This is a genomic window from Paenibacillus sacheonensis, from assembly GCF_009909195.1.
Taxonomy (GTDB): domain Bacteria; phylum Bacillota; class Bacilli; order Paenibacillales; family Paenibacillaceae; genus Paenibacillus_Z; species Paenibacillus_Z sacheonensis.
Genome location: NZ_JAAAMU010000020.1, coordinates 97,174 through 117,951 on the forward strand (window position 1 = coordinate 97,174; position 20,778 = coordinate 117,951).

Sequence of the window (20,778 nt, forward strand, 5' to 3'; positions counted from 1 at the left end):
AAGTCTACTGGTATATTCCATATTTATCCATTTATAACCGATAAAGTTTACGTAAACGTTACCAATGCTTTCCGCACGACAAGATTAGCGAACGTCGCCGAGCCGAACTGGGCAAATAATCGCAGATGGCCGCCCTCCCCTTCGATTCTGGAGATCAGCGTCCGGCTGCCGCCCACGCATAGGTCGATCCAGCCCTTCTTGACGACCGCTTCGACAGAGAAGGTCTCCGTCAAACCGGACACCCGATAAATCGACGACGATTCGTCCTCCTGCAGCGAACGCGCATGAATGCGATGGACGCCGGCCTCGCGGGCCGACGGCTCGAACCGGACATCATAACCGTCCGCGAAGTCGTCCGACCCGGAGACGGAGAAGCCGACGTACATATTCGGATAATGCGGCGTGACGTCGAAGGTCAGCACGTAATCCGGCCCGAACGCCCCGATACCGCGAGAGAGGAAGCCATTGAAGTCCTCCAGCGTTACGGCTTCATATGTTTGCTCCGGCCCGGCCGTTTCTCTCAGCTCCGGCACGAATGCCAGTCCAAGCGTTCCGTTCGGATGCTGTACCAGCTCGCGGAATACAAGCTCTCCGGCGTACACGCCGGGCGACGACAGGAAGCCCGCGGCGATGCGCCTGCCCTCCGGGAACGGTGCCGTCTTGGGCACGCGCCACTGCACGCAGTCGAGCACGTCCATCTCCGGGCGCAGCCAAGGCCCTTCCATCGTGCGGGCATAGCGGTAGCGGGCCAGCCCGTCGTTGCTGAAGAGAAGATAATGCCAGCCGTTCCATTCGAAGAAATCCGAGCATTCCGGCTCGTCGTGATAGCCGGGAACGATGAACGGCCCCGCTTCCTCCCAGTCGGTCAGGTTGCCAGACACGAGGTGCACGAGGCAGCCCTTCGGCTTTATCCGATCCGCAAGGCTCGTCGTAACGAGCATATGGTAGGTTCCGTGAGCATCTTCAAACACATGCGGGTCCCGCACGGAAGCAAGCGTGTAGCGATCCGGCAGCTTGATGTCGGCTTCGGTCTTCTCGAACCGGATACCGTCTTCGCTGACCGCGTAGGTGAGGCGAGCCGGAGAACCGTCGACCGCGCGAACGGCGTAGAATGCATAATAGAGGCCGTCCTTCAGAAATACGGAACCGGTGCAAATCGAGCCTTCGCCTGGATCCGTAATGCCGACCGCGATGGGATGATGCTCCCAATTCCGAAAATCCTTCGTCGCGATCTGCGCCCATTGATGCGCGCCGAGACCCCATTTGCTGGCATGCCCGCGGCGGTCGTAGAGATAATAGAGCCGGAACGTCGTTCCGTCGAAATACGGCATGCAGTCGCCGACGCCCGTATTGAATCCGCGCGGCCGCCAATATTGCACGGTAGCCGGTTCCTCGCCCAAGTACCGGTCCACTAGATCCGCCCTGCCCTCCTCAGGCTTGACTGCTTCCTTCCAGAGGGCAGCGCTGACGGCACCCTTCAGATGCACCGCAGCCCCGTCGAGGTTGACTGCGCCCATCGGCCAGTCCTCGTCCACGAGGATGCCGTCCACGTATAACCGTACCGCGCAGCCGGCATATTGCAGCAGTACCCGGTGCTCGCCGTCTCCAAGCCGCGCCCACGGAATAGACAGCGAAAGCGGCTGCTCCCTGGCATCCGTATAGATCTCCGCGATCAAGGATAGCGCTTTCATATCAGTCGTAGTTCCGACGTAGATACGTACGCCGGGAACGGCCGACGACGATCCGATGACGACCAGTTCGCCTTCCGGCACGCCGGCGGTTTCGAACGCTGCCGAAAATTGCTGCACGCGTCCCCAGTCGAGCGTTAAGGCCTCTTCGCCCTGCCGGGCGATAAGCGCTGGCGCCGTTTGCGATTGTCGGCTTAGCTGCGATGGCTCGCTTGCCTTCGATGGTTGGCTCATGACAACGACACTCCGTTCTTCTTCGATTATTGGCCCAGCAGCGGGGGAAAAGATATACAGATCATAGTAGATCAAGTATAGAAAAGCAATGCATCGCGGCCCGCCCGCACAAGATCGCGGAACAACGGCCGGAGACCGAAAAAGGCCCCGCTCCCTATCGGGAGCAAGGCCTTTCATCAGCTGCGCCGTTCGCGCCTGTCGGTTCGGTTCGCCCAGGCCGGCGCCCTCGGATCCGTCTCCAGCCAGACTCCCCTTGATCGGGAACAGCCGGTCTTCCGGACGCTACTTGAACGCCGACTTCAACACGGACACCGTCAGCAGCAGGCCTGGCAGGGCGAATCCCATCGTAAGCGCGTAGAACGGCCAAATCTCGGCCGCGAACACTCTGAAATACACGATATTCGGGTAGACGACGATGGAGAGCACGCAGAGAATGATGCCGCTCGGCACGATTAACGGCCGGTACGTGCGCATGCGGAACAGCTGGGCCATCCCCAGCATCGAGGCATAGAAGCAAATGGCCAGCTTGTAGAATATCGTCAGAAACCAAATGACCGCCACGAGAACCTCGATCCGCTGCAGAAACTCGCCGACTTGGATCTTCTTGGCCAGCGTATAGCTCGGGAACGTATGGCGGGCCGTGAAGTCCCAGCCGAGGACGAACACGCAGAACATCGTCACGACGACGATGACCAGACCGCCAAGCACCGCGCCTTTCATGAAAGCCGGGCGAATCTTGTTCGGACGATTGACGTAAGGGAAGATCATAAGGAAGACGACGAGCTCCAAGTAGGGGATGCTGAGCACCGACAGGCTGCCATGGATGATGCCTTTCGCGCCGGTTTCGAATACGGGCTCAATGCGGTCGAATTGAATCTGCGGGATCAGAAATACGATGAGCACGACGATCAACAGGACAATGCATGGCAGGAAAATCTCCGACGAGCGCGCGATCACTTCCAAGCCCAGCCCCACGCCGATGACGATGGCCAGCAGGAACAAGGTATGCACCACTTGAATCGGCGTCTCCGGCATGACGATCGTCGTAATAAAGTCGCCTACGTTTCGAAGCACCAAAGCCGATAACAGAAAAAAATACCCCAGGAAGAGCACGGCCGCAAGCTTGCCCAGCCATCGCCCGAGGATCGTCTCCGAATACTGGATCAGCGACTGACCCGGGTATCTCGAGCCGAGTGCGTGATAGAGGAGCAGGAGCAGCATGCCGCCCGCAACCCCGGCGATGGCGGCGAGCCAGCCGTCCTGCTTGGCGATGGAGGTCAGCGCGGACGGCACGATCAGGATGCTGCTCCCCAATGAAAACAACAGCGTCAGCACCGAAAATTGCCGCGGGTTGATTTTGCCTTTCTCGATCTCGCCCATCGTCGGTACGTCCTTCTTTCGCGGGATTAATTCAGAGCGGATAGAACGATTCTGCTCATCGGCTTGTAGATGGCGGTCAGCCAGTTCAACGGGTCGGGGATCGGCAGATGCAGCTCTTCGGCGACGCTGAGCAGCACGCCTACCGCCAGCAGGATCATGAACAGCCACAGCTCCTTGAACTGCTTGGCGCGCCTGAGCCGCGGATATTCGTACACCACGGCAATAACGGAGAGAACCAGCACGATCCATGCCACCTTATTCTTCCTCCTCCATTCGTTCCAGGAAGGACTCGACGACCGAACCGGTGCGCCTGATATCGGCTTTGACGGTGATATGCACGGGAAGCCGGACGAACTCGTCCGTCCAATGGTCCTTGAGACGATTCCAGAGTCTGTAATCCGCCCGGTGAACGGCATCTCCGAATCCGAAGATATCCGCTTTGTACCCCTTGGCCCGCGCGATTGCCGATTCCATGGTCGCCTTGATTTCGCCGTTCAATTCTTTCTCCAGCAGCGCGATCGCTTCGTTCGTGCCTAGATCCATGGCGCACTCCACCTCCCCGACATTCCCTTCCGCTCTGACGGTCACTTGAATTTCAGGCTTTCCGTTCACGATTTTCGCTTTGATTTTGTGGCTGGCGTGAATCAACTCAACAGCCAGATCGTCGCCTTTCGGACACGGAAGACGGATGATCGTGCTGCTGATGTTCCCCCGGATATAATTGTAGCCTTTGCTTTGCCTGGCATTCAGCCACCCGGCGAGCTTGTCTTTGCGGAACACGGCAAGGCTCTCGTACTTGAGCATCGTTCCCGGACTCGCGCTGCTCAGATTGGCCCTGGACTCGCCCTCCTTGACGTCGCCGATGATTCGAATGCCGGAGAGCACGGGATCCTTGCCTTGGTCGACCAAATCATAGATCAGCTGGTGCAGGTCGACCTTGGCCGTCACGCCCCAGCTTTTCTGGGAGGCCTTGAGCGAGGAGAACATTTTGTCGGTCGGGAGCTTCTCGAGCGGCGTCAAGATCTTCAACACGTCGCTCGCGGATCCGCCCTTGGCTACGATGATGTAGAAATCCGTCCGCAATTCGTGGTCGCGGGAGAGGGAGTCCAGCACCTTTCCGATGCCTTCCCGCGCCAAATCCTCCCCGATGACGAGGATGCGCAAATGGGACGAGTAGATCTTTCTGGGCGTCGTCGTGGTCATCGCCCGGACCGATTCAAATATCGTGCGTCCCTTGGATTTCTGCACCGTAATGACGGGCACCCGTCCGCCGCCGCTGTTCGAAGCGGAAATCTCCGTCGCGTTGATCAGCTGAACCGACACGTTGTACTGTTCGCTGTCCTTATCGAAGCCGAAGGCCGTCGCGATGGAGATCTCGTTGAGCTCCTTGCGGTTCCAACAGCCGGTCAACGCCGCGGCCGTCAGGATAAGAAGCACGGACAGCAGCCATTTGCGCAGCAGCATGACTTGATCATCGCCTTTCCGAATCTGTGAACTGCTTCTATGGTGCGGGCTTGCGCGGAGGGCGCTTCTTTTGCCGTTTCCGGTTATTCGGGACTGATCATGTGCTGGCGCGTCAGGAACGTCCATTGGGGCAGGCGGAAGATGTTGTCCTTCTGATCCTGCAGGATGAACGGCGCGAATGGCGCCATATACGGAACGCCGAACGAACGCAGGCTGCATAAATGGAGCACCATGATAATAGTGCCGACCAGGATGCCGTACAGCCCGAAGGTCGCGGCAAGCATCATGAACAGAAAGCGAATCATCCGAATGGATATGCCCATGTTGTACGAAGGAATCACGAAATTCGAGATTGCCGTAATGGAAACGACGATGACCATCGCCGGACCGACCAGGCCCGCGTCGACCGCCGCTTGGCCGATGACGAGCGCCCCGACGATCGAGACGGCCTGTCCGACCGTCCGAGGCATGCGAACGCCGGCTTCCCGGAGGATCTCGAACGTGATCTCCATCAGAACGGCTTCGATGAACGCGGGGAACGGAATGCCCTCCCGCTGCGCCACGATGTTGATCAAGAGCGAAGTCGGAATCATCTCCTGGTGGAACGTCGTGATCGCGATATACGCGGCAGGTCCGAACAGCGCGATGAACGTGCAGACGTAACGGAGCATCCGAAGCAGCGTCCCGATGTCCGCGCGTTGATAGTAGTCTTCCGCCGTTTGCAGAAAATGGGTAAATAAGGCCGGCACGAGCAGCACGAAGGGGGTTCCGTCCACGATAATGGCCACGCGTCCCTCCAAGAGACCGCCGGCGACCGTATCGGGGCGTTCCGTGTTGTAGACCGTCGGGAACGGCGTATACGTCTCGTCTTGGATCAATTCCTCGATATAGCCGCTCTCCAGAATCGCATCGATATCGATGCGGTCCAGACGGAGGCGGACTTCTTCCACGACCTTGTCGTCCACGATCCCGTCGATGTACATAATCGCTACGTCCGTGTGCGTAACCGAGCCGATCTGCCTCGTTTCCAGCCACAGGCGCGGATCTTTGATCTTGCGCCGGATCAAGGCGGTATTCGTGCGCAAGGCTTCGGAGAATCCTTCCCTCGGTCCCCTCACGACCGATTGGGACGTCGGCTCCGTCACGCCCCTGTCCTTCCAATCGCTCGTGCTGGCCGCGATGCCCTCCCGAAAGCCGTCCAGCAAAACGACGGTATCGCCCGATAAGACGGCATGGCAAAGCCCGTCGAAATCAAGCACCCGCTTGAGCTCGCCGATCTTGAGCATGTACGACCAGATCAGCTGCAAGGGCTCCTTGTCGTCGGAGAGCTCGAGGAATGCCTGCGTATCGCCGCTGTCCGCAAGCAGCGACTCCAGCAAATCCTTCACGCTGGCCAATCCGTCGATATAGACGATCGCCGCGGCATGGGGCTGCCGATTCGTTATGACCGTGAAGCTGCGAATGATAAGATCCGTGCTATTCCCCAGCTTGGCTCTCACGATGCGCAGCGTATCCTCTAACTCGGATTTCAATTCGTACGTAGTCGTCGTCTCGTCGTTCTGCTGCAAGGCTGCCACCCCGTACGTTTACTTTTTACCATTATTTCCATGGAAAAGGAGTTTCAACCGTTCCCGAACAGCGATCCGCTTGCGTATCAACGCAAAAAAAGCCGCCGGATTGCGTGACCGGCAGCCTTTTGGAAACGTTCTGCTAACATTCTAGATTCGTATGAATGCCATCATCATCGGGGAGCTATTGCGCCCATTCGCCGAGCAAGTACCCGCTCCGCTACTCCGCCAACCGGATGACGAACTCCGCGTCGTTCGAATCGGGCCTATACGCGCCGGCGCGTTCGCGGAAGTCGAAGACGATGCCCGACAAGTCGTCCGGCAGCGGGGGCGATACCACGTAGCAGGACGAAGAACTCCCGCCATGGCTCCCTCCGCTTTCGAAACGGCAGTCGTAGCCCTCGCCGACGCAGAGCTCGAAGTGAAGACGCGACCGATCCGCCGAGGACAAAGTCTCTTCAATGCTGTCCCATTCGATATGGAGCGTCACGACGCTGGCATTGGCATACTGCCGGACGGCGTTGACGGCGTAGAACATGCCGCCATGCTCGGCCGAGCGAAGGACGGGAATATGCTTGCGGAACCCCGTCGGCACCGCCTGCGGCTTGAAATGCCGCTCCGTTCCGAGGACGCCGAATACCGCTTTCAGATAATCCTCGAAGAGACCGTGCTCTTCGGCCCATTTCGCAATGTACGCGAACGGCGGGTAGCCCGGATCATCGCGCGCGATATCCTTCCGCTGCCCCAGCAGCTCGCAGATCCGTTCGTCGATCGGATAGATTCGCTCATCGTAGTGTTCCGCAGGACGCTCGAAAGGCATTCGTTTCATCCGTTACGCCTCCTTCCTTCATCTTTGCTTCATCGTTGCTCCTTCGCCCCGATGCGTCAAATCGCGATTGCCGGCCGCATGCGCTTCTCGATCGTCGACTTGATATCGCGCACGAGCTGAACGGATGCCTCGATCTCGACCTTCCGCGTCGATACGCTCTCTACGCTGCAGCCGAGCGGAATGCCTTTCTCCAGCCCGAAGTCGAAGATCTCCTCGAAAATCTTGTGCGACAGCGTAATGGACTTGTCCAAGACGTCGTTGGAATATTTCAGATCGTTCTCCAGCCACTTCGGAATGCTGATGCCGAGCCACTTCATGAAGTCGAGGGTCTTGGCGGAGCCGCAGGGCGCGAGATTGATCAAGATCGGCACCATGTCGATCTCGTGATCCCGGCAGTAGTAATAGTAGTCCGACAGAAAATCCTTCGCCGCCTCGACGTTGTACGCCGCCTGCGAGATGAAGAACCCGCAGCCGCGCCTGATTTTGTCCGCGATGCGAATATGCTCGTCATGCTTCTTGGCATGCCGCTCGGGAATGACCACGCCGCCGAACGCCAGCTTCGGATTGATCCGCCTGCTCAGCTCATAGGCCGACGGCAGGTCAAGGTTGACCGCCTGCTTGCTGGAAGAAGCCCCGACGAAGACGGAGAAACGGTCCTGTCCGGGATCCGCCTGCAGCCATTCCGCCAGCTCGGACTCCGAATGCCCGCCCACGCAGCGGTAGATGATCTTGGGTACGTTTAACCGGCTTAAATATTCGCTGCTGTAGGCCATGGGCTCGACCGTCCGAAGATAAGGGAAGGGCCTGTCCAGATCGACGCGGTCGCTTTCCTCCTGCACGTCGTACAAGATCAAGCCGTCGATCGGCAGTCCCTCCAGCCGCTCGCATTGCCGCTGCGCGATCTCGGCGATCTTATCGGGCGAATGGGATTCCTTCGGCGGCGTCATGCCGTAGGTTATAATACCGGTTTCCCGGTTGCGTATTTTCTCGCTCAGCATTGCTTGCGTCACATCCTTGCTGTGTTGTCATTAGTCTATCTCTACTATACAACTCCGGGAGGAATACTTGCCACCTTCGTATGAATTCGACCACAGCATGGGTAAATCCTTCGTGCATGAAACAATCCAAGGGCAAAGAGGCCGCCGGCGTCCGGCGGCCCTTGCGTCAGTCCGATGCAGCCGCGCTTCGGCATCCCCCTGTAAACCACATCACTCTTTTAACCACGCCGGCCCGTCAACGTTATCCCCTAAGGCGGTCAGTCTGCCCCGCCCTCGAACGGCCGGCCGTTCACATACACGGACCCGCCCGTATCGCCGATGATCGCGATGACGCGGTCCCCTCGGAATTTGATGCCCGCGATGCTCCCGTCCCGAATGTCGATTTCGTTGCCCCGAAAGCGAAACGCCGCATGAAGCTTCGCATCCCAGCGTCCCGTTAATGTCAAGACGGCCGTATCTTCCCCTTCATAGGCCGTCTTGCAGTACATTCCTTCCGGCAAGTCCAGCTCCCGATAGGCCGCCAACCGATCCAGCACCTCGTCGAATGCCGCGGTCAACGGCAGCTCGAACGCGAAGTATTCGACGCTCCCTTTCCGAACCCCCAATACGCGTCCGCCGGCTTCCATGATCGGCTCGCCGTCCTGCAAGGTCAGCGGATAGCATCGCATCGGGATCCGCTTGTCCGTAAACCACATATCCCAAGCCACGTATTCATGCTCGCCCTCGTAAGGTATGCCTGCCATGTACGGAACAACCCGCGCCCCCGTCAATTGCTCGAATTCTTCGCGGATATCCCGGCCCTCCGTCGTACAATTCGCAGGCGGTCCCATGAAGATCACCTTGCCGCCTTCAGCGGCATACGACTGCAGCGCGTTCCAAGCCGCTTCCGGCAGCATGACCGGCCAAGGAACGAGCAGCGTGTCGTACTTGCCGTACGCCGTCTCGAACGAAGGAGCGACATCGACTTCGATATGCCGCAGCAGCAGCTTATCGAGCAGCGCCTTCATGCTCATCCGATGATAATGCATATTCTCGTCGTTCATCCCCGCAACGGATTCCCATAGATACAGCATGGCGACCTTCGGCCTGCTGACCGCCCGGCCGATGAAGCGCTGGAATTCCTTCTCCAGCCGCGTGCACGCTTCCGTCAGCGGCCATGTCCGATGCTCCGGATAGCCGGGGCCGAATTCGCCCGATCGCCCGTACGTATGCGCGATCCAGCGGACGCCGCGCACGGCGAGCAGGCGATGGTACGCGTCCATCTTCTCCGGCGTCGGGTAGCGGTCCCAGCACATATTGTACGGAATGCCCGTCGACGAATATTTGGCGATCGATTCGGCAAGCAGCGTCATGGACGTCATCGTGCGCTCCGCGTCGTACTGGGCATCTACGAAGCCTCCGCTCAGATTATCCGTTAGCCGGAAATAGTCGAGGTTCCCCGCCCACAGATCACCCGAATTGCCCTCGCCCCACCACGTATGGTGGAAGCCGGCGAACAAGCCCGTCCCGTGCGTGCGCGCGAACGCCTCGCGGGCATGCTTCTGCAGCGCGTAGGTCAGCTCCATCGTCAGATTGTAGTAGTCGAAGCGAACCTTGCCCGCTCCGCCTTCTACGTCTTCATGAAGCAGCAGCGGCAGCTTGTCCGTCAGCTCGTAGCCGTACCGCGCGCGGAAGGCCGCCAGGAAATGCGGCCCCGCGTGATAGACGTCCTTCGCCCGCGTGCCCGTGCCGAACTCGTCCATCGCGAAACCCGCGACGGGCAGCCCCGCGAAGACCGCCGCCTGACGGTCCAGCTCCGCGTACGCGGACGGCGAGTCGAAGTCCAGGACGTCCACGCCGTACTCCGCGTACAGTAACAGCTCGCCGTCCCCGGGACAGGCTGCGCACGTCCCGACGACGCGCGGCAGCGCGTCCAGCTCGAGCCGCCAGTCCAGCTCCCCGGTGACGTCCGCGAACCGGATCATGCGTGTTTCTTCGCCGTTCCGCTCGACGAGAAACGCCTGCCGGAGCCCGATCAGCCTCGGCCGCGTCGCCCCGGAGCCGCCGAACCCCGGCTCCTCGATCATCGCCTCGAAGCGTCCGCCGGAGACGACCGCGGCATGCTCGACCAGCCAGCGCTGGCGCTCCTCCGGCCGGTCCTTCACGCCCTGCTGTCCCGGGCTCGGGACGATCTGGACGACCTTCAGCCCAAGTGCGTCCGCCTCCCGCGCAGCCGCCTCGAACGCTCCATAGCCCTGCGGATCGAACGCGTCGTATAAGCAGTTTCGGAACTCTATGCAGACCGTATCGAAGCCTTTCTCGCGAATATCGGCGACGGACCTGCGGATTCGCCCGTGGTCCAGCACCGTATCCGTATCGAGCAGCAGCATGATCGGCGCCTCGTATGTCATCTTCATCTCTCCCCTTCTTAGGCGGACATAGGAAAAGGCAGGCTACTTTCCCGGACGGGGAACGCCTGCCTTTCTTGCCTAGTCCCTGTATTACCGCATTACTGTATTACTGTATTGCTCGCCATGTCGATGCCTCTGCGGTTTGCCCGACTTACGCCTTGCCCGCGATGAACTTGTCGACTTGCGCCTGCTTGTCGGCCAGGATTTTGTCCAAGCCGGCTTTTTTCAGATCCGACAGGAATTGCTCGTATTTCTTGTCCGTGTCGCCGCCGTATAGGCCCGCCGCGAAGACGTCTTTGTACTGGGCGATGACGGCCGCGCAGTTCGCCGCTTCGGTCTTGATGTTGGAATCGTCGTAGACGAAGCCGAGGAGGACGGAGGCCGTCGCGCTTTCGTTCAATTTCTTCGTTTGCTCCCATACGTCGTCAGGGCTTGCTACCGGAATCAAGCCGTTAAACTGGTTGCCGAACATCCAGTCCGAGCCCGGCGAATATTTGGAATCCTTGATGTTCTCGTACTTGTTGTCGCCCACCTTCGTGTAGTGCGTGCCTTCGATGCCGTGGCAGAGCAGGTTGTACAGGTCTTTATCCGTATTGATCAGCTCGAGGAACATGGCCGCGCGCTCCGGATTTTTGGACGTGGCGGACACGGCCGTCATCGTCGCGGTGACGTTATTGGTCGTCAGCGTCGGGCTGCCTACGCCGTGCATGACGACTTCCTTCATGCTGTTGGACTGCGCTTCTGCCTGCTCGGCGCCCGGCGCGACGCTCGTGACGGCGCCGAACATTTTGGAACGGTCCCAGTTCGCGGCTGTCAACACGTCCTTCGGAATGACGCCCGCGGTTTGCAGCTCTTTAGCAAGCTCGATCGTTTCCTTGTACTCCGGCGTATCGTATTCGTTGAACACCTTCGGATTCGCCTCCGAGGACACGATCGCTCCCGGCGTATCCGAGCCGCCCACGCTTTCCCAGCCCTTCATTTCCTTGATGCGGTCGAGCCAATCGGCCTTCCACGTCATCCGGTCCGTCCGGTCGGCCGGCTCGCCGGCTTTGACCTTCAGCAGGTAATCGGAGAAGTCCTTGAGCGTCTCGATCTTGGTATAGTCGACGTTGTATTTATCCGTGAACTCCTTGTTGTACCAGAAGCCGAACTGGCGCGCAAAGATCTGCTGGTTAATCGACGCGTAGAGCTTGCCGTTCACCTTCGCCGCGTTCCACAGCTCCGGCTTCAACGACGCGTAAAGGTTCGGCGCGTACTTCGGCAGGATGTCCGTCAGGTCCGCGTAGGCGCCGTTCGTCGCGTTGGCATTGTAGTTCAATACCCATGGCGCCGTGAAAGCGAGGTCGAATTCTTCCTGCGTATTGATCATGACTTTCATTTTTTGCTCGTAGTTTTCGAACGGAATCGGATACAGCTCGATTTCGGCGTTGATTTTTTCCTTCAGGATCTTGTTCATCGCATCCTGCACCGCTTGTTGGTCCGGCTGCGGCGCGGCAGGGTAGTAATACTTCAACGTGACAGGCTCCAGATCCGCCGTTGTATTCGCAGGCGCATTGCTCGTATCGCCGGATGCGGAATCCGCATTGCCCGAGCCTGCGTTAGCGTTGGCGTTGGCATTTGCGTTCGTGTTTGCGTTGTCGTTCCCGTTGCTGCCGCAGGCGCTGAGGAGCATCGAGGACATCGCGGCCAGCATCACCGGGGCGACCACCCATTTCTTTGCTTTTTTCATTTGCTGAACTCTCCCTTTTTTATCATGTTGTCATGCTATGCATAAGGCGCATTTCCATCATCAGAAATGTCCATTATACCATGCCTTGCATCCTTCCTCGGATGCCAGCCCCGGATCAGCCCTTGATCGCGCCGACGGTCAGCCCTTTGATGAAGTACTTCTGCAGGTAGGTGAACAGGAACACCATCGGCAGGGTCGCGATGACCATCATGGCGAACATGATCGAATCCGACGGCACGGAGTTCGGGTCGATCGCCTGCACGCTGCCTGGCATGACGTTGCCCTTCTTGATGAAATTGACCGCGGAGACGATGTTGTTCAGCACCAGCTGAATCGGATACTTCTTCGTCTCGTCGATGAAGAGAATCGGCGCGAACGCCTCGTTCCAGTAGCCGAGCGCCGAGATCAGCGCCAGCGTCGCCATGGCCGGCTTCGACAGCGGCAGGATGATGCGGAAGAACGTGCCCCAGTCGGAGGAGCCGTCGATCTTGGCCGCTTCGGTCAGCGCGGGCGGAATGTCCTGGAACAGCACCCGCAGCAGGAAGATATTAAAGGGCAGCGCGAGGGCCGGCACGATGATCGCCGTCAGCGTGTTTTTCCATTCCAGGTATTTCACGATCAGAATGTAGAGCGGCACCAGGCCGCCGTTGAAGATCATCGTCAGGAAGATGAAACCCGAGACGATGCCCCTGTAGCGAAAATCCCTGCGGGACAACGGGTAGGCGACGAGCGCCGTAATGAATAGATTGACCACGGTGCCGACGACCGTAATGATCAGGGAATTCCGGTAGCCGTTGATAATGTCGGTCGGCACCTTGAACAGGTAGACGTAGGCATCCAGGGAGAAATGCCGGGGAATCAAGGAATACCCGAAGGACGCGAGGTCCTTGGTATCCGTTATGGAAATCATGATCGTCATCACGAGCGGAAAGAGCGAGATGAAGCAGATGACGGTCAGGATGGCGTTGACGATAAAGGCGTAGGCTTTCGGCTGCGGCATGCGATTACTCCTCTCCGGTGCGGCTTGTCTAGAACAAGCTGTAGTCTTTGTTGACGCTCTTGGCGACTTTGTTCGTGCATAGGATCAATACGAGGCCGACGACGGATTGGAAAAGTCCGATCGCCGCGCTCATCGAGAAATCGCCGTTCTTGGCCAGCGCCCGGTATACGTACGTGTCGATGACGTCGGTGACGGGGTAGAGCTGGCTCTGGTTCTGCGGCACGAAGTAGAACAGGCCGAAGTCCGCGCGGATGATGTTGCCGAGCGCCAGAATCGTGAGCACGGAGATCATCGGGATCAGGAACGGCAGCATGACGCGCCAGATCGTCTGGAGCCGGCTCGCGCCGTCGATCTCGGCGGCTTCGAACAGCTCGCGGTCGATGTTCATGAGCACCGAATAGTAGATCAGGCTGCCGAAGCCGGCGCCTTTCCATACGGACACGACCGTGAGGATCCAGATCCAGGAGCTCGGATTCGCGTAGAAGTTGATCTCCATGCCGAACACGCGGTGGAGCAGATCTGTCAGCAGGCCCGACGTCGGGCTCAGCAGCGAGGTCAGCATCAGTCCGACCAGCACCCAGGAGAAGAAGTACGGGATGAAGAGGACCGTTTGGTACGCCTTCAGCCTCGTCCGGTTGACGACCTCGTAGAGCAGGAAGGCCAGCGCCACGTTGACTACCGTGCCGATCAGGATCATCAGCAGGTTCAGTCCAATCGTATTGCGCAGGACGGTCCATGCCGCCTGGGACTTGAAGAAGAATTCGAAGTTATCGAGACCGTTCCACGGGCTGTGGAAGATGCCCTTCGACGGCACGAATCGTTTGAAGGCGATAATGACGCCCACGATCGGGATGTACGAGAAGATGAAAATTTTCAGCAAGGCGGGAAGCGTCATCAGCAGCATCTCGCCGTTCTGTTTCAGGTGTTTGAATCGCCCGCTTCTGGATGTCATTGCGTGATCCCTCGTTTCTATGAGCTGCATGGCGCCGGACGGTTCGCCGGGCCACAACGCAAGCATAGCCCCGCCGGAGCGGGGCCGTATACTTCAAATTCCCGCAAAACCACTTCAATAACGCCGAAACGAACGCAAAAATCGGGATATCAAAGTGCGATATCCCGATTTTGAAGTGAATCATGCGGATGTGTCTGACTGCCGCTGCGCGGCCGCGACTTCCGCGCAGCGCCTCATCCCGGCTACTTGTTGAGGTTGCGGTACTCGCTCGGCGTAATGCCGCTGTGCTTCTTGAACAGGCTGTAGAAATAATTGGTGTTGCTGAACCCGGTCCGGACCGCGATCTCCTGGATGGACTCGTCCGTGTTCGCGAGCAGCTCCTTGGCCTTGTCGAGCCGCACCTTGTTGATATGCTCGCTCAGAGATTCGCCCGTGGCGCTCTTGAACAGCTTGCGCAAGTACTCCGCGCTGATGTCGAAGCGCTGCGCGATTTCGTCCGGATTGATGCCCGGCTTGGCGTACTCCTGCTCGACAAGCGCGAGGATCTCGCTTAGACGCTGGCTCGTCCGGTCGGTCTTCTTGTCCTGCAGGTGCTGGATTTCCGCCATCAGGGCGTCGCCGAGCATGACGAGCTCGTCCGCGAGTACGCCTAGGCTCTCGTAGCGCGACAGATGCTGCGCGATATCGAAGAAATGGTCCATCTTGACGAGCGACGGGTTGCCGTTCTTCCGGTCAAGCCCCTCCTTCAGCGAAATCGCGATCTGCAGGACGGTCAGCTGCAGGTACGCGAACGGATACAGGCGCGCGCCGTCCAGCAGCCCCCGGATCTGCATGATCGCCTCCTCCCGCTTGCCCAGGAGCAGCAGGCTGGTCAAACGATCGACCTCGGCTTCGGGCACCTTGAAGGCTTCCTTGTTCAGCTCCCGCAGCCGCGAGACGTACAAGACGGAACCGGGTCCGTCGAAGATGCGGTAATTCATGGCGTCGGCGCATTCCGCCACGCTGTACGGGATCTCGGATACGTCCTCGAGGATGTCGCCGGCGGCTGCCGACAGCTTCAGCCGCAGCACGCGTTCGGCCTGCTCCAGGATGCTCCGGATCAGGTCCGCCGCCGCGGCCGAGGAGGACTCGAAGTCGTCGAACTTCCCGTTCAGCAGCAGGGCGATCCGATGCTCCCCGAGCGCGAACGCTTCCCCCCGGAAGGGGGAAGCCGCGGCGAGCTCGTTCATCAGGTTAATCAGGCCGTAGGCGAACAGCTCCTTGTCCCGCGACGTGTACGGCGCGTCCTGCTCTCGGAACCGGTCGATTCGGACGAGGACGAGCTCGAAGCTGTCCTCCGTCCGGAACGGGATGCCGTGCGCGTCGAACTGCGCCTGCGTCGCCGCGCCTCGGCCGTCCGGCTCGGTCAGCCTTCGCAGGAAGGCCTGCTTCGCCTCGTAGCGCTTGTTTTTGTCGGACGTGAACCGCCGCTCCAGTTCGGCCACGTATTTGCGAAACGCGCCGAACAGGTTGTTCGCGATCAGGTAGGCGATCAGCAGGAAGAGCAAGACGACGCCGATGACGATCAGCGACGTCGCCAGCAGGTCGCTCTTGATCCGGTCCGTAATCTGTCCGTACGGTGTGATGCGGATGTATTTCCAATCGAGCACGTCGGAGGTCGCATAGGAGATCAGCACCTTCCGGCCGTCCAGCTTGCCGATCCAGTAGCCGCTGGCCGCCCGGTTCGTCCCGCCGAAGATCGCCCCGAACGCGGGATTCCGGTCGACCCTGTCCAGGTACCGGTACGTTTCGTTGCCCAGAATCACCTCGCCGCTCGCATCCGTGACGATGACTTCCTTGCTGATGGACGAATCCATCGATCGGATCGTGTCCTTCAGCCAGTTGTTCGAGAGGTTCAAGATAATCGCGTTCGGGATGACCTCCGGGTTGCCCTCGTAGTACACGAACGTGTAGACGTCTTCCGTCCGGTTCGTTTCCTTCTTGAACGCCTCGTAGGTCGGCATGCTCCTGGCGATCGGCGCGAGCTTTTTAACTTTGCCGTTCAGCCGGTTCACGATGTCCTGGTCGGGAAATTCATCGGCGCGGTAGACCAGGCGGTTATAGTAGAACGCGTTCGCCTTGCGGTTATAGATGTAAATGTTGGTTTCGTACGGCATATTGATGTTGACCGCTTGAATTTGGCGCTGCAGCTCGTTGATTTCGATTTGATCCATGTTCTCGTAGTTCAGCAGCTTGAGCGCCGCCGGGTTCGTGTTGTACTGCATGAGCGTGTACCGAGCATTGTCGAACATGAGATTCGTGCTGTATTTGATTAGCGAGAGCTGATCTTTGGTGTAGGTTTGAATGATTCTTGACGCGGTGTTGTTGAAGTTGTAATAAAGCGCGGTGGATAGAATGAGACCGATCGATACGATAACGACGGCGATCGATGCATAGACTTTCGCGTAGCCGCTCTGGAATCTGAGGTGCTTGGTAACCATTGGGACCCCCCGATGTAGATGTGCCTTCCCCAAAATGTACCATATCTCCCCTCCGAAAGTAATGGAGAATCCTGTAAAAGATTGTCACGCCTCGCCGCTGAATGCCGCCGTTCGACAACAGCCGCAGCGTGACAGGCGGGGCCACGGATCGATGCCATGCAATAGGCCGCACGACGAAGAAGCGGAAGCGCGATTCGCGCTTCCGCTTGGTTAACGCCGGTTAACCCTGCCCCTGTTCTTGCAGCTTCGCGTTCACCCATTCGCGCTTGGCCAGCAGCCATTCCGCATCCCGCGGATAGCAGCTGAAGCTGATGGGCCGATCAAGCCCTTCCTCCAAGCCCGATAGCACGAAGTCCCTGCCGTAACGTTCCTCCAGCAATCGGAGCGCCCGCAAGTCCTGCAGCGCCTCGCGAAGCACCTCCAGCCGAATCGACTCGACGGGCTTGCCGTCTCCCGGATAGACGAGGAAGGCATCGCCGGAAGGAAAGGCATGCACGGCGTCCGTAACCCGGTAAGGGTCGATTTCGCTGCGGGAATGTTGGGAGTACCAGAAGTTATAGCCCCATTGGAGGAAACCCGTCAGATTGAACTTGTACAGCTGAATGCCCAGGATCCGGTTGCGCGCCGAGGGCATGCTGAAGAATCGATTGGCCACCTGCTTGTATTGGCCGCAGCAATAATAGGTCCACAGCGGCTCGACGCCATGCGCCAGAAACGGCTCGATATGGTCGCTCGCCGGAATCGGATTCTTGACCAGCCCCTTCTCATAGAATGCGTAATCCGAGAGCGCATCGATGACCGGGAAACCCTGAAGCAGTTCCTCTACCATCCCGCTTGCGCTGGCGTAGGAATCCAAATGGTCGATCGAAGGCTCGTCGGAGATATGGAAGTAGCTGCATCGTTCCAAGCCGTTCGCTTTGATCCAGCCCGTCAGTTCGGGCAGAAACTGGCCGATGAACGCGCGGTATTCCTCGCCGCCGGCATCCGTCTCCCAGCCGAAGATTCGCTTGGTCGTCCCGTCTTCGACAACGGCCATGATTTTGGGTGCATGCTGGGCGCCCCATTGGGTGAAGAGATGCGAAAATTCGAAATACGCGATTCCCTGCCGCCGGCAGAGCTCCACCCATCTGCTCAGCCGATCGAAGCCGAACCGGTACGCGCCGTCGCCGATGCGATGCACGTCCACGAGCTGGACGGTCGGGCGCTCCCCGCCGACCTGCGTATCCAGCGGCGGCGTGAAGAGCGGCGTCAGCAGCATGTTAATGCCGTGCTTGGCGGCCGTCCGGGCGTAGCTCTCGATGAGGCTCCAATGCGCTTCGCTGAACACGTCGACCCTGTAATACGTCGCCAAGCAGTCCGTATGAAACCACTCGGTATGAATCAGCTGCTGCTCCGGCAGCGACATCGGAAGAAGGTCGAGCTCGAAGCGTTCTTCGCCCAGATGCTCGCCGTTCGCCGTCTCGAAACGGATCCGAATCCCGAACCGTCCCGGCGCAGGGGCTTCGCCCGGCTCCACCGTCACCCAGACGGAGCGCCACTGCCCGGGCAGTGCCGTCCATCCTTCCGCGGCAGAGGGCTCCAGGAGCGGATCCGGGTACAGCCCCGGCGAGGTGCGCAGCACATGCTCGTCATGATCGGCGTACACGGGCATCTCGGAAGGCACCAGTCCCACCGAACGCAGCGTAATCTCCGCATCGATATCGGATTCGGCGCTGACGCGCATGCCTTTCAGCAACCGGTTCGAGCGATACGCCACCTGAAAGGAGGCCGTCTCGTTCGCCAGCGCGCTCGCTTGGCGATAGGCCCGCTCGGTTAATTCCTCGTCTGCGAATACTTTGGCCAGCGAGCTGATGCATCGCAGCTCGAGTTTCACGTGATCATTCCCCATGATTTTTATTCCTCCCTATGCTATGGATGAAGACAGCCCGGAAAATCGCAAAGTCAGGGCACGTCGTGCCCTGACTGATGATGAAGCGCGCGCTTCTGCGCATGCGACTGCGCGCGAACGTACTGCGGACCTCGGCCGGCTCTCTCCGGATTTAGCCGTTGACCGCTACCCAGTCGCCGGCGAGTCCCGCGGATGCGATCTCCGCCTCGATGATCCGAATCGTTTCCTGCGTGCTTCTCGGCGTAGCCGCCGCGAGCGGCTGGTTCGCCAGCAACGTTTCCACGAAATATTTGATCTCCAGATAGTACCCTTGTTCCGGCGAAAGCTCGGGAGCGAATCCCGCCGCGCCGTTCGGGTTCACCTTCACGTCTCCGCCGCGGAACAGGACATTGCCCTGCTCGAAGTTGACCCGGTACGTCATCTCGAAGCCGAAGTCGCCCTGCAGCGTCCAGTCGACCTGCGCATTGACGACTTTGCCGTCCGCATACCGGAAGTTCGTCGATACGACGTCGTAGCCGGAGCCTGGAATCAGGTTGCTCGCTTGACAGGAAACCGCCTCCGGTTTCCCGAACAGCCAGTTGATGACGTCGGTGTCGTGCACATGCATATCCAACAAGGCGCCGCCGCTCTTCTTGCCTTCCAGCAGCCAAGGACCCCAAGTCGGCGTTCCGCCGCCGCGGAAGAACGAAGCGCTGGTGACCTCGCCGTACGTCTTCTTCTCGACAAGCTCCTTCAAATACACGTATGCCGGCCAGAAGCGGAGGCATTGCCCGATCAACAGCTGCTTGCCGTTCGCTTCGGCCGCTCCGATCATCTCCTCGCACTCTTCCGCGTTCATCGCCATCGGCTTCTCGCACAGCACGTGGAGACCTGCCTGCAGGCAGCGTACCGTTACTTCCTTGTGCAGATAGGTCGGAAGCGCGATATCGACGGCATCCAGCTCTTCCTGCTCCAGCATCTCCTCGACGGAAGCGTATTTCTTGAAGCGTCCGAAATCGACCTCATCCTCGGAGGTCGTCTCGATATTGCCCCCTGCCGCCCGGCCTTCCAGCTTCTCAGGATCGATGTCGCAGACGGCCGCCAATCGAATCGGCAAGCCTTCCTTTTCCAAGCGGAGATAGTTTTCCATATGGGTCCTGCCCATGAATCCGAGTCCGATCAAGCCGATTTTCAACATGGCTTCAGTTCCTCCCTAGAATCGCGCTCATCGAAGCGGACGTGTTGGTGATGATTTGTTTGGCATGGTGGGTATAGGGCGGGATCATTTCCCCGATCACGAAGTCGTCATAGCCGATTTCCTCCAGCGCCTTGACGACCTCCGGATAGTTCACGTCCCCGGCCAACAGGTCGACGAAGCCGGACAGGCCACCGCTCTCGCGGCGGTAATCCTTGAAGTGGACCTTCTTGATGCGTCGGTTCAAGATCCGAATCCAATGCTCCGGATAGCCCGCGTGCACGACATTGCCGACATCGAAGTAAGCGCCGACGTAGTCCGAGCCCGCCGCATCGATGAATTGGCGCATCTCCAGCGGCGACAGCAGGAATTTGTTCCACACGTTCTCGATGCCGATCGCGACCTTCGCGGCCTCCGCGTCTTCGGCCAGTTTCGTAATCGCTTCCAATGCAAGGTCGTAGGCGCGGTCATAAGGCACCACTTCGCTGCCGGGAATGAAGTCGACGCCAACGGCTCCAGGGATGACGAGAATCGTATCCACACCCAATATCGCCGCGGCTTCCAGCTGCTTCTTGACGATATCCTGCGCCTTCCGGCGATTATCCTCGTTCGCGCTGGTCATGGAGTAGCTCCAATACAAGCCGCTGGCAAGGCTCGTCAATGCGATTCCGGCATCCTCCGCCTGCTTGCGAATGTCCCCGATCTCCTGTTCGCTGCTCTCCAGGCTTAACGGTCCGGTCTCGTTCAAGGAGAGCTCGATGCCCTCGAAGCCTGCGTCTTTGGCGATCGCGATCGCTTCCGCAATGCTCGTCTGTTCGGAAAACGACCAAATATTGATTCCTTTTTTCATCCCATTCCGCCTCCTGTTCATGGTTCTATTATAGAAGCCGGGAGGCGGGCGGGATTTAGCAATTCAGCCGGAGTTTTTGCACTGCGTCTATGCTAAGATGGAAGATGTCGGACAGGCGGGGATCATGCATCCGCCGCCTTCCAATGCGAACGAA

The 20,778-nt window shown here is 59.1% G+C and carries 14 protein-coding genes and 1 pseudogene; all 15 read right to left on the reverse strand.

Annotated elements, in window-relative coordinates; all coding sequences use genetic code 11:
• Positions 1 to 47 precede the first annotated feature (47 nt).
• Positions 48 to 1,922, reverse strand: coding sequence for a glycoside hydrolase family protein (locus GT003_RS26655; protein ID WP_161703743.1), 1,875 nt, complete (start codon positions 1,920 to 1,922; stop codon positions 48 to 50).
• A 282-nt stretch (positions 1,923 to 2,204) separates the two neighbouring features.
• Positions 2,205 to 3,302 carry a GerAB/ArcD/ProY family transporter gene (locus tag GT003_RS26660; RefSeq protein ID WP_161703745.1) on the reverse strand — a complete coding sequence of 366 codons (1,098 nt, stop codon included), beginning with the start codon at positions 3,300 to 3,302 and terminating at the stop codon, positions 2,205 to 2,207.
• Between the two features lie 26 nt (positions 3,303 to 3,328).
• On the reverse strand, positions 3,329 to 3,556 hold the full coding sequence (locus GT003_RS26665; protein ID WP_161703747.1) for a hypothetical protein: 228 nt from the start codon (positions 3,554 to 3,556) through the stop codon (positions 3,329 to 3,331).
• A gap of 1 nt (position 3,557) precedes the next feature.
• Positions 3,558 to 4,766 carry a Ger(x)C family spore germination protein gene (locus GT003_RS26670; protein WP_161703749.1) on the reverse strand — a complete coding sequence of 403 codons (1,209 nt, stop codon included), beginning with the start codon at positions 4,764 to 4,766 and terminating at the stop codon, positions 3,558 to 3,560.
• A gap of 37 nt (positions 4,767 to 4,803) precedes the next feature.
• Positions 4,804 to 6,343: pseudogene (locus tag GT003_RS26675) on the reverse strand (spore germination protein).
• 211 nt (positions 6,344 to 6,554) lie between these two features.
• Complete coding sequence (locus GT003_RS26680; protein ID WP_204798987.1) at positions 6,555 to 7,163, reverse strand: hypothetical protein; 609 nt, start codon at positions 7,161 to 7,163, stop codon at positions 6,555 to 6,557.
• Between the two features lie 56 nt (positions 7,164 to 7,219).
• Positions 7,220 to 8,161, reverse strand: coding sequence for a methylenetetrahydrofolate reductase (locus tag GT003_RS26685; RefSeq protein WP_161703753.1), 942 nt, complete (start codon positions 8,159 to 8,161; stop codon positions 7,220 to 7,222).
• A gap of 257 nt (positions 8,162 to 8,418) precedes the next feature.
• Positions 8,419 to 10,557: a beta-galactosidase trimerization domain-containing protein gene (locus GT003_RS26690; RefSeq protein WP_161703755.1), complete on the reverse strand. Its 2,139-nt coding sequence runs from the start codon at positions 10,555 to 10,557 to the stop codon at positions 8,419 to 8,421.
• 145 nt (positions 10,558 to 10,702) lie between these two features.
• On the reverse strand, positions 10,703 to 12,280 hold the full coding sequence (locus tag GT003_RS26695) for an ABC transporter substrate-binding protein (RefSeq protein ID WP_161703757.1): 1,578 nt from the start codon (positions 12,278 to 12,280) through the stop codon (positions 10,703 to 10,705).
• 115 nt (positions 12,281 to 12,395) lie between these two features.
• Positions 12,396 to 13,280: a carbohydrate ABC transporter permease gene (locus GT003_RS26700; RefSeq protein WP_161703759.1), complete on the reverse strand. Its 885-nt coding sequence runs from the start codon at positions 13,278 to 13,280 to the stop codon at positions 12,396 to 12,398.
• A 28-nt stretch (positions 13,281 to 13,308) separates the two neighbouring features.
• Positions 13,309 to 14,232, reverse strand: a complete 924-nt coding sequence (locus GT003_RS26705; RefSeq protein ID WP_239566130.1) for an ABC transporter permease — start codon at positions 14,230 to 14,232, stop codon at positions 13,309 to 13,311.
• Positions 14,233 to 14,474: 242 nt separating this feature from the next.
• Positions 14,475 to 16,712 carry an AraC family transcriptional regulator gene (locus tag GT003_RS26710; RefSeq protein ID WP_161703761.1) on the reverse strand — a complete coding sequence of 746 codons (2,238 nt, stop codon included), beginning with the start codon at positions 16,710 to 16,712 and terminating at the stop codon, positions 14,475 to 14,477.
• Between the two features lie 220 nt (positions 16,713 to 16,932).
• The gene (locus GT003_RS26715) at positions 16,933 to 18,600 is read right to left on the reverse strand and encodes a DUF4091 domain-containing protein (RefSeq protein ID WP_161703763.1); all 1,668 of its coding nucleotides are present in this window, start codon (positions 18,598 to 18,600) and stop codon (positions 16,933 to 16,935) included.
• Positions 18,601 to 18,751: 151 nt separating this feature from the next.
• Positions 18,752 to 19,777: a Gfo/Idh/MocA family protein gene (locus tag GT003_RS26720; protein ID WP_161703764.1), complete on the reverse strand. Its 1,026-nt coding sequence runs from the start codon at positions 19,775 to 19,777 to the stop codon at positions 18,752 to 18,754.
• A gap of 4 nt (positions 19,778 to 19,781) precedes the next feature.
• Positions 19,782 to 20,624, reverse strand: a complete 843-nt coding sequence (locus GT003_RS26725; protein ID WP_161703766.1) for a sugar phosphate isomerase/epimerase family protein — start codon at positions 20,622 to 20,624, stop codon at positions 19,782 to 19,784.
• Positions 20,625 to 20,778 lie beyond the last annotated feature (154 nt).

Bases quoted from the DNA above. Each gene is read 5' to 3' on its own strand.
- GT003_RS26655 (WP_161703743.1), bottom strand. From the start codon at position 1,922: ATGAGCCAACCATCGAAGGCAAGCGAGCCATCGCAGCTAAGCCGACAA.
- GT003_RS26660 (WP_161703745.1), bottom strand. From the start codon at position 3,302: ATGGGCGAGATCGAGAAAGGCAAAATCAACCCGCGGCAATTTTCGGTG.
- GT003_RS26670 (WP_161703749.1), bottom strand. From the start codon at position 4,766: ATGCTGCTGCGCAAATGGCTGCTGTCCGTGCTTCTTATCCTGACGGCC.
- GT003_RS26680 (WP_204798987.1), bottom strand. From the start codon at position 7,163: ATGAAACGAATGCCTTTCGAGCGTCCTGCGGAACACTACGATGAGCGA.
- GT003_RS26685 (WP_161703753.1), bottom strand. From the start codon at position 8,161: ATGCTGAGCGAGAAAATACGCAACCGGGAAACCGGTATTATAACCTAC.
- GT003_RS26690 (WP_161703755.1), bottom strand. From the start codon at position 10,557: ATGAAGATGACATACGAGGCGCCGATCATGCTGCTGCTCGATACGGAT.
- GT003_RS26695 (WP_161703757.1), bottom strand. From the start codon at position 12,280: ATGAAAAAAGCAAAGAAATGGGTGGTCGCCCCGGTGATGCTGGCCGCG.
- GT003_RS26700 (WP_161703759.1), bottom strand. From the start codon at position 13,280: ATGCCGCAGCCGAAAGCCTACGCCTTTATCGTCAACGCCATCCTGACC.
- GT003_RS26705 (WP_239566130.1), bottom strand. From the start codon at position 14,232: ATGACATCCAGAAGCGGGCGATTCAAACACCTGAAACAGAACGGCGAG.
- GT003_RS26710 (WP_161703761.1), bottom strand. From the start codon at position 16,712: ATGGTTACCAAGCACCTCAGATTCCAGAGCGGCTACGCGAAAGTCTAT.
- GT003_RS26715 (WP_161703763.1), bottom strand. From the start codon at position 18,600: ATGGGGAATGATCACGTGAAACTCGAGCTGCGATGCATCAGCTCGCTG.
- GT003_RS26720 (WP_161703764.1), bottom strand. From the start codon at position 19,777: ATGTTGAAAATCGGCTTGATCGGACTCGGATTCATGGGCAGGACCCAT.
- GT003_RS26725 (WP_161703766.1), bottom strand. From the start codon at position 20,624: ATGAAAAAAGGAATCAATATTTGGTCGTTTTCCGAACAGACGAGCATT.